This window comes from Paraburkholderia fynbosensis, from assembly GCF_902859935.1.
In the GTDB taxonomy this organism is placed as follows: domain Bacteria; phylum Pseudomonadota; class Gammaproteobacteria; order Burkholderiales; family Burkholderiaceae; genus Paraburkholderia; species Paraburkholderia fynbosensis.
The window spans coordinates 1-14,161 of the sequence record NZ_CADIKI010000048.1 but is presented as its reverse complement, the minus strand read 5'-3'; the positions used below and the strand labels follow the sequence as shown (position 1 = coordinate 14,161).

General features: G+C 63.3%; 11 protein-coding genes and 1 pseudogene. 9 read left to right on the top strand and 3 right to left on the bottom strand.

The features are described 5' to 3' along the window. The first annotated feature begins 522 nt into the window (after positions 1-522). Entirely contained in the window at positions 523-1,560 is a 1,038-nt protein-coding gene (locus tag HV770_RS37405; RefSeq protein ID WP_175166428.1) for a transporter, read from the top strand. A 349-nt stretch (positions 1,561-1,909) separates the two neighbouring features. Here HV770_RS37405 and hmpA read toward each other — a convergent pair whose 3' ends face one another. Next, positions 1,910-3,091: an NO-inducible flavohemoprotein gene (gene hmpA, locus HV770_RS37400; RefSeq protein WP_175166427.1), complete on the bottom strand. Its 1,182-nt coding sequence runs from the start codon at positions 3,089-3,091 to the stop codon at positions 1,910-1,912. A 110-nt stretch (positions 3,092-3,201) separates the two neighbouring features. On the opposite strand from hmpA, the gene norR reads away from it, so the two are divergent. The 8 genes and pseudogenes from norR to HV770_RS37360 all read left to right on the top strand — a co-directional run bounded on the left by norR (position 3,202) and on the right by HV770_RS37360 (position 12,760). Beyond that, positions 3,202-4,797 (top strand): nitric oxide reductase transcriptional regulator NorR, encoded by a 1,596-nt coding sequence (norR, locus tag HV770_RS37395; RefSeq protein WP_175166426.1) that lies wholly within the window; start codon positions 3,202-3,204, stop codon positions 4,795-4,797. Positions 4,798-5,161: 364 nt separating this feature from the next. Then, positions 5,162-5,257: pseudogene (locus tag HV770_RS38355) on the top strand (citryl-CoA lyase); the annotation flags it as partial. 197 nt (positions 5,258-5,454) lie between these two features. Then, positions 5,455-6,297, top strand: a complete 843-nt coding sequence (locus HV770_RS37385; protein WP_175166425.1) for an HTD2 family dehydratase — start codon at positions 5,455-5,457, stop codon at positions 6,295-6,297. 29 nt (positions 6,298-6,326) lie between these two features. Next, the gene (locus tag HV770_RS37380) at positions 6,327-7,490 is read left to right on the top strand and encodes an acyl-CoA dehydrogenase family protein (RefSeq protein ID WP_121320371.1); all 1,164 of its coding nucleotides are present in this window, start codon (positions 6,327-6,329) and stop codon (positions 7,488-7,490) included. 26 nt (positions 7,491-7,516) lie between these two features. After that, positions 7,517-8,695, top strand: coding sequence for a CaiB/BaiF CoA transferase family protein (locus tag HV770_RS37375; RefSeq protein WP_175166424.1), 1,179 nt, complete (start codon positions 7,517-7,519; stop codon positions 8,693-8,695). 81 nt (positions 8,696-8,776) lie between these two features. Beyond that, the gene (locus HV770_RS37370; RefSeq protein ID WP_175166423.1) at positions 8,777-10,165 is read left to right on the top strand and encodes an MmgE/PrpD family protein; all 1,389 of its coding nucleotides are present in this window, start codon (positions 8,777-8,779) and stop codon (positions 10,163-10,165) included. Beyond that, a complete protein-coding gene (locus HV770_RS37365; protein WP_175166422.1) occupies positions 10,162-10,974 on the top strand; it encodes an HpcH/HpaI aldolase/citrate lyase family protein in 813 nt (270 codons plus the stop codon). The genes HV770_RS37370 and HV770_RS37365 overlap by 4 nt, the downstream gene beginning before the upstream one ends. 400 nt (positions 10,975-11,374) lie before the next feature. Next, positions 11,375-12,760, top strand: a complete 1,386-nt coding sequence (locus tag HV770_RS37360) for an MFS transporter (RefSeq protein WP_175166421.1) — start codon at positions 11,375-11,377, stop codon at positions 12,758-12,760. Positions 12,761-12,965: 205 nt separating this feature from the next. On the opposite strand, the gene HV770_RS37355 is transcribed toward HV770_RS37360, so the two are convergent. Continuing rightward, on the bottom strand, positions 12,966-13,334 hold the full coding sequence (locus HV770_RS37355) for a response regulator (RefSeq protein ID WP_175166420.1): 369 nt from the start codon (positions 13,332-13,334) through the stop codon (positions 12,966-12,968). A 438-nt stretch (positions 13,335-13,772) separates the two neighbouring features. Next, on the bottom strand, positions 13,773-14,161 hold a 389-nt coding region (locus HV770_RS37350), incomplete at its 5' end, for an electron transfer flavoprotein subunit alpha/FixB family protein (RefSeq protein WP_217468713.1).

Genomic DNA, 14,161 nt, shown 5'->3' with positions numbered 1-14,161 from the left:
GCGCCGTAGCAGGCCACCCGAACGCGCTCCGCAACGCATGCCGCATCAGCCACCTCGCGGCCACCCGTCTCATCCCGGCCGCGAACTGAACGCTGGCCGTTCGCGGCATGTGCGCCGTCCTGAACCCGTAGTCAGAGAACTTCAGCCGCTCCGGCGCCTTGCTTCAACTTGGCTTGCGACGGCACGCATCAGCGCGAACCCAGCGGATGATCAGCCATCCATTCTTGCTCGGCCCGCTAGTCAGGGCCTCCAAGTGAACTCCCACGGATCGCAACCTGACACCACAATATGACGTTCTTGTGACCGTTAAACTTCAATAGTCTGAATGTAAGGCCCTGATAAGCAAACAAAGAATTAACAGGTTAACCTTCTTTCGATTGGTCGCGATATGCTCAGGCAATTCGTTCCAATCCAGTCTGCGCGTACCGAAGATGAAATCGCGGCGTGTCCGCCGGGGTTTCATCTTCAGCCGCCAAATGGCCGGATGCCGATTCGGCACGGGAAGCAAACGCTGAACGACATATGAAATCTGACCTGCTATTGCAAACCTACGGTGCCGATTCGTCTGGCATGGTATGCGGCTTCCTTTTTTCTTCGACCCGCGCTGGGCGGCCGATCGATGCGGACCAGGTCCTCGAATGGCTTCGTGAGTACGATGGGCGCGGTGAGGCGAAAGAGGCCGGCGAGTTTCTCTGGCTTCATTTCAATCTGGCACACAGCGCGAGCGAGCGCTGGATGAGAGCGCAACTCGACTTGCCGGAGGCATTCTTCGAGGCATTGCAGGAGGGTTCACACTCGACGCGTATCGAACATGCAGATGGCGCGCTACGCGCGGTCGTCAACGACGTCATGTTCAATCTAGAGTTCATTCCTTCTGAGATCGCGACGTTATGGATCTACGCGAATCAGCGAATCATCGTTACCGCGCGCCTGAAGCCGCTGCGTTCGGTTGACCGTTTGCGCGCGTCGGTCAGGGAAGGGGAAATATTCAGGTCACCTGCGGAATTGCTGGTTCATCTGATGCGCGACCAGGCTGACCTGCTGGTGCAGATTGTCCGGCGAACCAGCGCGGACGTCGACCGGATCGAGGACCGCTTCCTTTCGCAACGGCCGACACAGAACCGGCTCGACCTCGGCGCGATGCGTCGTATGCTGACACGGTTGCAACGCATGCTCGCACCGGAGCCCGGCGCGATCTTCCGTTTGCTCGCACGGCCGCCGCGCTGGCTTCAGCAAGAAGACGTGCAGGATCTGCGCGAATCGACGGAAGAGTTCTCCGTTGTTCTGTCCGATGTGGCCGGACTGATCGAGCGGGTCAGGCTGCTGCAGGAAGAAATCATCTCCCGGCTCGAAGAACAGAACAACCGCACGCTGTTCACGCTGACGCTGGTGACCGTTCTGGCGATGCCAATCAATATCGTCGCGGGCTTCTTCGGAATGAACGTGGGGGGCATCCCGCTTGCGGATAATCGCCACGGCTTCTGGGTAATGGTGTTCCTGGTCGCCGCCTTCACAGGACTGGCTGGGTGGTGGGCGTTTCGCCGGCGTAAGGAGCGATAGGAAGGGGCGAGTTCTCGCGACCATGAGAACGTGCGCGCGGCTCTTCCATCAACTCGTCTCCGCCAGAAGAGCACGTAAGAGCACCTGTAGAGTCCTGCGTGCAGACCTGTTCGTGCAAGTACGAGCGCGGCGTGCATCATCGTCGTGCATGGGACGCTCAGGTGCCCGCGCAAGCCCCAGGTGTTGCGTGCGAGCGGCCACGCAACACCTCGGCATGAACCCCATCGTGAGAAGCGGCAGACAAAAATAAAAGGGGCCAATGGAAGCCGAACACGAAGGCACACGCTCCTGGCCAACTCAACTCCCCTACCGCCCCTCCCAACGATTCAAGCGCAGCCGACAAGCAGCCTTATTCAAGCGCCGAAGCCGGCCCAAAAAACTCATAACGGCTTTGCGACTCCGGCACACCAAGTGCCTTGAGATGCTTCTTCACTGCCTTCATGAACGCGATCGGTCCGAGGAAATAGACGTCGACGTCACGCGTTTCCGGCAACCATTTGGCAAGACGTGGCTTGTCGAGATAGCCGATACCATGCGCGTCGGCATCGCCCGCGCGATGTTGCTCATAGCAATAGAAGCGCTTCAACTGCGGATAGCGCGCAGCCAATGCGTCGATCGCCTCACGGAACGCATGGACCCCGCCATGCCGCGCCGAATGGATAAAGTGCACCGGACGATCGGTATCCAGCGCGGCTTGCAGCATCGCCAGCGTAGGCGTGATGCCCACGCCGCCGCTGATCAGCACCAACGGCTTGTCGGTATGTTCGAGCTTGAAATCGCCGGCCGGCGCGAACAGTTCTATCGCGTCGTTCTCGTTGACGCGCGTATGCAGATAGTTCGATACCTTGCCGTTTGGTTCGCGCTTCACGCTGATGCGGTATTCCCGTCCATTCGCCATGGCCGAGAGCGAATAATTGCGGCGCACTTCTTCGCCATCGATGACCAACCGCACGCCGATGTACTGCCCAGGATGAAATGCGAGCAACTCGCCGCCATCGTCGGGACGCAAATAGAACGACGTGATCTCATCGCTCTCACGCACTTTGCGCGCGACCCGGAACAGACGCGTGCCGCGCCATCCACCGGGCGCCGCTTCCCTTTCGGCATAGATCTGTTCTTCGAGCCCGCTCAGAAGATCGGCGAGTTGCTGGTAGGCAGCGGCCCATGCTGCAATGACCGCGTCGGTTGCGATTTCCGCGCCGAGCACTTCGCGGATGGCCCGCAGCAGGCATTGCCCGACGATCGGATAATGCTCCGGCAGGATATTCAGCGAGACGTGCTTGTTGATGATCTGCGCGACCAACCCACCGAGCCGGTCGAGTTGATCGATATGACGTGCGTACATCAGCACGCCATTGGCCAACGCGCGCGGTTGCGCGCCGCTTGCCTGGTTCGCCTGATTGAACATCGGGCGCACTTGCGGATATTCGCGCAACATCAGGTTGTAGAAGTGCGTGGTGAGCGCCTCGCCTCCGCTTTCGAGCAGAGGAACGGTTGCTTTGACAATGGCGCGGTGTTCGGCGGAAAGCATATGAAATCCTTGAGGTGAGGGGTTATTCGACTGGCCTGCAAACCGCGACTTACCATCCACGATTCGTGCCAGGTATAAAATGCAGTTAAATCAAAGATCTGGAAACGAACATGGTCGATTCGACCCTAGTCAAAAAGACTCCTGACGGAGTCGATTTGACTGCCGAGGCACTGCTCGACGCGCTGACGCCGCTGATCCTCGACCTATCGCGCGATCTGTCCGATCGCGAACGCTATCGCCGCTTGCTCAGCAGTCTGCGCACGCTGTTTCCGGGCGATGCCGCCGCGCTATTGCGTCTCGAAGGCGACACGCTCGTGCCGCTGGCAATCGATGGCCTGAGCAGCGATACGCTCGGACGGCGCTTTCGGGTCGGCGATCATCCGCGCTTCGAACGTTTGCTGTCGCGGCCCGAGCCGACGCGCTTCGCGGCCGATTCCGATTTGCCCGACCCCTACGACGGCCTCGTGCAAGGCGTGCCCGGCAAGCTCGAAGTGCACGACTGCCTCGGCTGTCCGCTGTTCATTCGCGGTCGCCCTTGGGGCCTGCTTACGCTCGATGCACTGGACCCGGCCCGCTTCGACGCGATCGACATGGCCTCGCTGCGTGCGTTTCTCGGCCTTGCAGCCGCGACGGTGAGTGTCGTGGAGCGGATCGACACGCTGGCCCGCAGTGGAGAAGAGGCGCGCCTTCGCGCTGAAGCCTACCGGCAGGCGAGCAGCCAGAGCCGGCGCGAGTTGATCGGCAGCAGCGATGCTCATCACCACATGATCAAGGAAATCGAGGTGGTCGCCGCCAGCGACCTGACCGTGCTAATTACAGGCGAGACCGGCGTCGGCAAGGAACTCGTAGCGAACGCAATCCACGCGTTGTCGCCGCGGGCGAACAAGCCGCTGGTGAGTCTGAACTGCGCGGCGTTACCGGACACGCTGGTCGAGAGTGAACTGTTCGGGCATGTGCGCGGCGCGTTCTCGGGCGCGTCGTCGGATCGGCGTGGCAAATTCGAACTCGCGGACGGCGGCACGATCTTTCTCGACGAGGTGGGCGAGCTGCCGCTCGCCGTGCAGGCCAAACTATTGCGCGTACTTCAGAATGGCCAGCTACAGAGAATTGGTTCGGACCACGAACATAAAGTCGACGTGCGGTTGATCACCGCGACGAATCGCGACCTCGCCGAAGAAGTGCGGGCGGGGCGGTTTCGGGCGGACTTTTATCATCGTCTGAGTGTCTACCCGTTGCGCGTGCCGCCCTTGCGCGAGCGAGGCCGCGACGTGCTGCTGCTGGCAGGCTTTTTCCTCGAAGAGAATCGCTCGCGGCTTGGCTTGCTGAGTCTGCGGCTGGCGGCGGACGCGCAGGCCGCGTTGTTGCGCTATCCGTGGCCGGGCAATGTGCGGGAACTCGAGCATCTGATCGGGCGCAGTGCGTTGAAGGCGCTGGCCGCCAATCGTGAGCATCGTCGTATTCTCACGCTGAGCGCTGCGGACTTTGCGCTGTCCGATACGCCGCACGGAGAAAAAAGCCCGGCACCCGCAGATGTGACGCAGAAGAGCGGAGCGAAGGATTTTCGCAGCGCGGTGACGGAGTTCGAGCGTTCCGTCGTGCTCGACGCGCTCGCACGCAACGAGCAGAATTGGGCGGCGGTCGCGCGTGAACTCGGGCTCGACAGGGCGAATCTGAATCGTCTGGCCAGGCGGCTTGGGCTTAAATGAAGCACAGCCGGAACGACACCGTAGTCGATGACGCGAGCGCGTCGACGGCGATCTGGCATCAACAGAACACCATCACCGCGTTTTACCACACCCTTCACGCTCGCCGTCACGTCAGTAAAACTACCAGGTTAAGCCACGCCGAATCCCCACTTCGCTGAAAACAAATTGTGAGCGCCGCGCGGCTCGAAGACGGTCGCGGAAAACTGCACGGCGGTGATCACGCTGTTGTTCGCGCTGTCGGAACTGGGGGCGTGGCCCGCGATCGTCAACGCGCGCCTGTCGGAGCGCGAGATCGAGGCGATCCGCGAACACTGCACACCGCGCCTGATGATCTTCACGCACTCGGCTTCGCCCGATGCGGTACGTGATGGCGCGCGCGATCGGCCTCGTCGGCCATATCATGGAAGAAGGCGAGAAGCCGATGGCGATCGAAATCTGGCAACGCATCGAAGACGAAGCGTCGGCGCACCTGCGCGAAGGCCGACCGTCACAGGCCGGCGGGCAAGCCCGGCGGCCACGTTCGCCGCACGCCTCGAGCAAAACCCGCCTTAAGCAAAACCAAAGGCCCGATTCGAAAATGCAAACTTCGCGGAACGCACCGCGTCGTTCATAGTAGGGCTCTACCCAGCTAACCACGCGTATCCGGAGACTTCGCCCATGTCCGCGGCCTCAGAGAAACTCGACGACTGGCTCAACAAGGAGGCGGTGACCGAAGATGACATCACCGCCTTTCCGCTGACGGCGCTGGCCGCCACGCTCGATCGCGAAGACAACGGCGCCACGGTGCCGCCGTTGTGGCACTGGCTGTACTTTCTGCCGGCCGCGCCGATGTCCGAAGTCGGCGCCGACGGTCATCCGAAGCGCGGCGGCTTCCTGCCGCCGGTGCCCCTGCCGCGCCGCATGTGGGCCGGCGGCCGGCTGACGTTTCATGCCCCGCTCAAGGTAGGCGAGCGCGCCACGCGCACCTCCACTATCGCTAACATCGAGGACAAGACCGGCCGTTCGGGCCGCCTCGTGTTCGTCACGGTGCAGCACACGATCGAAGCGGGCGGCGAGCTGAAGATCGAGGAAGAGCACGACATCGTCTATCGCGACGCGCCGCAGGAAGGCGCGCGGCCGCAGCAACCGCAACTCGCGCCGCAAGCCGAAACGTGGCGCCGCACGATCGATACCGACGCGGTGCTGCTGTTCCGCTATTCGGCGCTGACCTTCAATGGCCATCGCATTCACTACGACTACCCGTACGTCACGCAGATCGAAGGCTATCCGGGCCTCGTCGTTCACGGTCCGTTGATCGCGACGCTGCTGGCCGATCTCGTGCGCCGCGAACAGCCGGACGCCACGCTGCAAAGCTTCGCCTTCAGGGCGCTGCGCCCCACGTTCGCCGGCCAGCCTTTCACCGTGTGCGGCCAACCCTCAGCCGACGGCAAAACGATCGAGCTATGGGCCAAAGACCACGAAGGCTATCTGACGATGCGTGCAACGGCCACGTTGGCTTGAACACCGCCTGAACTCCCCGAGATTCGACTATGCAAACCACGCAACACGATTCGTTTCAGGACATTCGCGAAGCAGTGCGCGATCTGTGCCAGCAGTTTTCCGGCGAATACTTTCGCAAGATCGACGAGGCACGCGGCTATCCGGAAGAGTTTGTCGATGCGCTCACCAAGGCCGGCTGGCTGGCCGCGCTGATTCCCCAGGATTTCGGCGGCTCGGGGCTGGGGCTCACGGAAGCGTCGGTCATCATGGAAGAGATCAATCGCGCCGGCGGCAACTCCGGCGCGTGCCATGGCCAGATGTACAACATGGGCACGCTGCTGCGTCACGGCTCAGAAGAGCAGAAGCGCAAGTATCTGCCGAAAATCGCATGCGGCGACTTGCGTTTGCAATCGATGGGCGTGACCGAGCCGACCACCGGCACCGACACCACGAAGATCAAGACCACCGCCGAGCGGCGCGGCGACCGTTACGTGATCAACGGGCAGAAGGTGTGGATCTCGCGCGTGCAGCACTCCGACTTGATGATTCTGCTCGCGCGTACCACGCCGCTGTCCGATGTGAAGAAGAAGTCGGAAGGCATGTCGATCTTTATCGTCGATCTGCGCGAAGCGATCGGTCACGGCCTGAGCGTGCAGCCGATCCTGAACATGGTCAATCACGAGACCAACGAACTGTTTTTCGATAACCTCGAAATCCCCGCGGAGAATCTGATCGGCGAGGAAGGGCAGGGCTTCAAATACATACTCGACGGCTTGAACGCGGAGCGCACGCTGATCGCCGCGGAATGTATCGGCGACGGTTACTGGTTCGTCGATAAGGTGACCGAGTACGCGAAAGAGCGCGTCGTGTTCGGCCGTCCGATCGGCCAGAACCAGGGCGTGCAATTTCCGATCGCGCGCTCGTTCATCAACGTCGAGGCGGCGAGTCTGATGCGCTTCGAAGCGGCGCGTCGTTTCGATGCGCATCAGCCGTGCGGCGCGCAGGCGAACATGGCGAAGCTGCTCGCGGCCGACGCGTCGTGGGAAGCCGCCAACGCCTGCCTGCAATTTCACGGCGGTTTCGGCTTCGCGTGTGAATACGATGTGGAGCGCAAGTTCCGCGAAACGCGTCTGTACCAGGTCGCGCCGATTTCGACCAATCTGATTCTTTCGTACGTGGCCGAGCATATTCTCGGGCTGCCGCGTTCGTTCTGACATTCGGGCAGAAGGCAGACATAGACATGAGACCACTCGACGGTATCAAGGTCGTCACGCTCGAACATGCAATCGCTGCGCCGTTCTGCACGCGTCAACTCGCCGATCTCGGCGCACGGGTGATCAAGATCGAACGCCCCGGCGTCGGCGATTTCGCTCGCGGCTACGACGAGCGCGTGCATGGACTGTCGTCGCATTTCGTCTGGACCAATCGCTCCAAGGAAAGTCTCGCGCTCGATCTGAAGCAGCCCGAAGCAGCGGAGATTCTCGGCGCGCTGGTCGCCGGTGCCGACGTGCTGGTGCAGAACCTCGCGCCGGGCGCGGCGCAGCGGCTAGGTCTCGGCTACGACGCGTTGAGCGCGAAGTACCCGAAGCTGATCGTTTGCGACATCTCCGGTTATGGCGCCGATGGTCCCTATCGCGACAAGAAGGCGTACGACCTGCTGATCCAGAGCGAATCCGGCTTTCTGTCGATCACCGGCTCACCTGGCGCGCCCGCCAAGGCAGGCTGCTCGATCGCGGACATCGCCGCCGGCATGTACGCGTATTCGAACATCCTCAGCGCATTGCTGTTGCGCGGCCGCACGGGGCGCGGCTGCCGCATCGATGTGTCGATGCTGGAAAGCATGATCGAGTGGATGGGTTATCCGCTCTACTACGCGATCGACGGTCAGTCGCCGCCCGCGCTGTCGGGCGCGGCGCACGCAACGATCTATCCGTACGGACCGTTCCCCGCCGGCGACGGCAAGACCGTGATGCTCGGTCTGCAAAACGAGCGCGAATGGAAGCTGTTTTGCGAGCGCGTACTCGAACAACCGCAACTCGCCACCGACGAGCGCTTCGCGTCGAACTCGAAACGCACGTCCGCGCGCGAGGCGTTGCGCGAGGTGATCGTCGCGGCCTTTGCGAGGCTGAGCGCCGCGCAGGTGATCGAGCGGCTCGATCAGGCCGGCATCGCCAACGCGCAGATGAACACGCTCGGCGACGTGTGGGCGCATCCGCAATTGAAGGCGCGCGAGCGTTGGCAGGAAGTCGGCACGGCGGCGGGCGCGGTACCTGCGCTGTTGCCGCCGGGTCTGCCTACCGACTTCGCACCGCGCATGGATCCGGTGCCCGCACTTGGTGAGCACACCGACGCAATCCTGCGCGAACTCGGCTACGACAGCGCGCGCATCGATGCGCTGCGTGCGGCCGGCACGATCTGAAGCGTCTTTTCGCGCCGGCGTGTGGACGACGCCATGCCGGCAATCCGAACGAACCCCGAACGAACCGACTCCCGCACGCTCATGAACGATCATCCCAGTCTCACGCTTGCCACCTTCGCCGCGCAGCTCGACTTCGACAACATTCCGCACGCAGTGGTCGAGCGCACCGTCAACCTATACGTCGACTGGCTCGGCTCGGCCTTGGCCGGTAAGGGCGCACGACCTGTCGAAACCATTGCACGCTTCGCTCGCGGGGCAGCCGGCGCGACGCAGCACGGCCCGTGCGAAGTGTTGATCGACCGCAGCCGCACCACGCCGTATTTCGCGGCGATGATCAACGGCGCGGCATCGCACTTCGCGGAACAGGACGACGTGCACAACGGCTCCGTGTTTCATCCGGCGACGGTGGTGTTTCCGGTGGCACTCGCATTGGCTCAAGCGGCGCATGCATCGGGGCGTGATTTCATCGCGGCGGCGGTCGCCGGTTATGAAGTTGGTATCCGCATTGGCGAATTTCTGGGCCGCTCGCACTACAAGGTGTTTCACACGACAGGCACGGTCGGCACGATCGCGGCGGCGGCCACCGCCGGACGGCTGCTCGGTTTGTCGCCGACGCAGATGCTCGACGCGTTCGGTTCGGCCGGTACGCAGGCGAGCGGGCTGTGGGAGTTTCTGCGCGACGCCGCCGACTCGAAGCAACTGCACACGGCGATGGCCGCCGCCAACGGACTGATGGCCGCACAACTCGCCGCCGACGGCTTCAAGGGCGCGACGCACATTCTCGAAGGCGCCAAGGGCATGGCGGCGGGCATGTCGAGCGACGCCGATCCGGCGCGCCTCGTCGACCGGCTGGGCAGCCGCTGGGCGACCGGGGAAACCTCGTTCAAGTATCACGCGGCGTGCCGTCATACGCATCCCGCCGCGGACGCACTGCTCGCCGTCGTGCAGAAACACCGTCTCGCACCGCGCGATATAGCGAAGGTGGTTGCGCACGTGCATCAGGGCGCGATCGACGTGCTCGGCGCGGTCGTCACGCCGCGCACCGTGCATCAGGCGAAGTTCAACATGGGCACGGTGCTCGGGCTCGTGGCACATCACGGCTATGCGGGCGTCACCGAATTCGAACAGGGCTTCGATGCGGATTCGATCGCTGCGTTCCGCGACAACGTCACGATGGCCTTCGATGCCGAGGTCGATGCGGCCTACCCCGCGCGCTGGATCGGCAAGGTCACGGTGACGACCATCGATGGCCGCGTCCTCAACGGCCGCGTCGACGAACCGAAGGGCGATCCGGGCAACACGCTGTCGCGCGATGAAATCGCGACCAAGCTGCATCGGCTGGCGGCATTCGCGGGCGCGGCCACCGAAGGCGAAGCGGCGCGTTTGCTCGGCAACGCATGGCATATCGCGGAGCAGACGCAGGTCGGCTCGGTGTTCGAAGCGACATCGCACGCGACGGCGCTCGCATGAGCGCCGCACTGCCCCGTTCGTATCTGTTCGTGCCGGGCAACCGGCCCGAGCGCTTCGAGAAAGCGCACGCGGCCGGCGCGGACGCGGTGATCCTCGATCTCGAAGACGCCGTGCAGCCCGATGAAAAATCCATGGCGCTTGCGGCCGTGCTGGCCGCCGTATCGGACGGTGCATCACGACCCGCGTGGGCGCGTGTCAACGGTTCGGATACCGTGTGGTTCGACGACGACGTTGTCGCGCTCGCCAGCCGGCCCGGCGTTGCGGGCATCGTGTTGCCGAAGGCCGAGACGCGCGAGCAGATCGACGCGGTGCTCGCGCACGCGCACCCAGGGTTGAGCGTGTTGCCGATCGTCGAGACCGCCCGCGGCTTCGCGAATCTCTCGGTGTTGTGCGCCGCGCCGCGCGTACAGCGCATCGTGTTCGGCACCCTCGATTTTCAGATCGACCTCGGCATCGACGGCGATGCCGAGGAGTTGCATCCGTTCCGCTCGCAGATCGTGCTGGCCTCGCGGCTCGCGGGGATCGGCGCGCCGGTGGATGGCGTGTCGACGTCCATCACCGACGCCGATGTTATCGAAGCCGACGCGCGGCGCGGCCGGCGCTTCGGTTTCGGCGGCAAGCTGTGCATTCATCCGAAGCAGATCGACGCGGTGCATCGCGCGTATGCGTGGAGCGAGGCCGAGCAGGCGTGGGCGCGGCGCGTGCTGGCGGCAGTGGAGACCAGCAACGGTGCGGCGGTGGCGGTGGATGGCAAGATGGTCGATATGCCGGTGATCCTGAAGGCTCGCAGGATCGTAGCGGGTCGATAAGCCGCGTTCACACGACGTGTGATTTCGTTGGGCGGCTGGTTGTGTGCGCGAAACGGCGCGGTGCATGGATATGCGCCGCGCCGTTTTGCTTTGCTGCGCGCAGTGCGGGCCGTGCGCAACAGAGCCGGGCCGATCGACCCGAATTGCGCTGTCCCGTCGAATGCCGCCCAGCACCGGGGCGGAACCGTCTCACAGCCTTAACCGCAACAAAACATCGGCTTCCAATAATGCCAATTCCCTCCCCACGCCGGCTGTCGCACTCTTAGCGCTACACGACACGGCGACATCGAACCGTGTCACCCAGGACCCCGCGTCAGAGCCGTCGCATGCAAAAAGGCGGCCACGCGGAACTGTTTTGCGCAAGCGGCCCAACCGCGTGCGGCCTCTCAGGAGACAAAGTTTGGCAACCGTCACAGTCAATTCCGGCGCGCGGCTCGACCGCCTGCCCATCACCCGTTTCCACTGGAACATTCTTGGCCTGATCGGCGCGGGCGCTTTTCTCGATGCATTCGATATCTATCTGGCCAACGGCGCGCTCGCGGCGATGGTCAAGAGCGGCTTCACCGATTTGCGGCTCGGCTCGTTTTTCATCTCCGCGACCTTCATGGGCATGATGATCGGCGCGGGTCTGTCCGGCTATCTCGGCGACCGCTTCGGCAGGCGCTATTCGTATCAGGCGAACCTTGCGATCTTCGGCGTCGCGTCGCTTGCCGCGTGCTTCGCGCCGAACATTTACTGGCTGATCCTGTTGCGCTTCATCATGGGCGTGGGGCTGGGCGCCGAACTCGTGGTGGCGGCGGGCACGCTGTGCGAATTTGTGCCGCCCGCCACACGCGGACGCTGGACCGCGCTGCTCGCGCTGATCATCAACTCCGGTTTGCTCGGCGCGACCGCGATCGGCTACTGGGTGATTCCGCATCTCGGCTGGCGCTACATGTTTGCGATTGCGGGGTTCGGTGCGCTGATCGTGTGGTTTCTGCGTCATCGGATGCCGGAGTCGCCGCGCTGGCTCGAAACGGTGGGGCGGCTCGACGAAGCCGAGGCCACGGTGTCGGCGATCGAGCGGCAAGTCGAGGCGCGCGTCGGCAAGTTGCCGCCGGTCGCACGCGTGGTCAGTCACGAGGTGCCGGCCGCGCCGTTCTCGGCGCTGTTCGCGCGCGGGATGATCGGCCGCACGCTGGTGGCGGCTTTGACCTGCATGGCAATCAACATGTCGCTGTATGGGTTCGTCGCGTGGCTGCCGACGTTCTTCGTGAAGGAAGGGTTGACGATCGTGCAGTCGCTCGGCTTCGTGCTGCTGATGTCATTCGGTGCGCCGGCCGGCGCGGCGGTCGGTTATCTCGTGACCGACCGGCTCGGGCGTCGCAATGGCATCGTGCTGTTCTCGCTCGTGACGATTCTGCTCGGCTTCGTGTACGTGCAAATGCGCGCGCCGGCGGCAATCTCGGTCGTGGGCTTCGCGTTGGTGACGGCGATCTATACGGTCTGCACGCTTGGCCTGTTCGGCTATATCCCGGAGCTGTTCCCGACCGCGCATCGGTTGCGCGGAACCGGTATCGCGGGCACGTGCGGACGCGCGGCGTCGATGTCCACGCCTTATGTGGCGCTGCTGCTCTACACGCGATTCGGCGTGACGGGTGTGCTGACGATGGTCGGCGGTGTGCTGCTTCTGCTCAGCGTCGCGATTCTGGCGCTACGGATCGAGACGAGTCAGCAGACGCTGGAGGATATCTCGCCCGATGCCGATTTGACGCCGCGTGGGGAATTGATGGAGAAGTCCGCGTAGCAGCGCCAGGGAATGCGCGAACGCCTGAAGACGGCCTGGCGACTCGGGCCGTCAATTGCAACCGCGTTCCACTGCGGCGAAATACGCTGACAGGATCGCGATTGGGCGCAAGCGCCGTGCGAAGCCGTGCCTCGCTATTGCGCACGCTTGCCCGTCGTGTCGAATGTTTGCCCCGTTGTCGTGCGCGAGCGGTAAGGCCGTATGTTCAGCAAACGCCTGGGGTCATCGCGGCGTTCTCGCATTCGGCGAGCAATGACAGCAGTTTATCCAGCGCAAACGGCTTGCGAAGAAAGCCCTTCATGGGCAACGAAGGCGCTTCGCCGCTGCCGCTCGTCAGGATGACGGGGACCGACGCGAGTCCACTCGTGGCCTGCATCGATTCGATCAGCTCGGCGCCATCCATGTTGGGCATGCGCCAGTCGCACACGACGGCGCTCACGCGCGTGCGTTGCAATCGTTCGAATGCTTCGACACCGTCCGCCGCCGTGGCCACTGTGTAGCCACGGCCGACCAGTACGGCACGTAACGCGGACAATGCTTCGGGTTGATCGTCCACGAGTAAAACGCGACTCATGATGCTTATGCCTGAAAAAATCGGGTTTAGTTGCGGTAGTCGTGAGCGCGTGGCGCGCCCCCGACGGCAGGGAATGCGAACCGGATGGTCGTGCTCGCCTTGTCCGGTCGAGCCGATCCAAGACGCAAGGGATGTGCCAGACGGTCGTCGCGTGAGTACCTTGGACCTGGTTGGCGTTGCGAGGGCGTGCTGTTGTTGAGTTGTTGGAGCGCGTCAACGGGGTGTGTCTGCGTCGCGGAGTGCGCGCTTGCATGGTGGAGAGTGCAACGGACCCATGCCGCGAAGTGAGCACGACGCATGCTGCGCGAGGTAAGTGATTCAACCGTTACCGGTAATCGCGGGCATCCAGGGACATGGGCTTTCGAAGTGGGAAGGGCGTAAGCCAAAACGTTCTATCTATCAGGCGCGACGTCCAACACGCCACGCCTGTTGCCTGCATCAGGCGACTTCACCCGCCAGTTCCGGCACGAGCGTGAACAGATCACCCACCAGACCATAATCGGCGACGCTGAAAATCGGCGCTTCCGGGTCCTTGTTGATCGCGACGATCACCTTCGAGTCCTTCATCCCGGCCAGATGCTGGATCGCACCCGAGATGCCGACGGCCACGTACAGTTGCGGCGCGACGATCTTGCCGGTCTGGCCGACCTGGTAGTCGTTCGGCACGAAGCCCGCGTCGACTGCCGCGCGCGAGGCACCCAGCGCCGCGTTCAGCCTGTCGGCCAGCGGTTCGAGCACCTTCGTGTAGTTCTCGCCGTTGCCCAGACCGCGGCCGCCCGAGACGATGATCTTCGCCGACGTCAGTTCCGGACGGTCCAGCTTCGTCA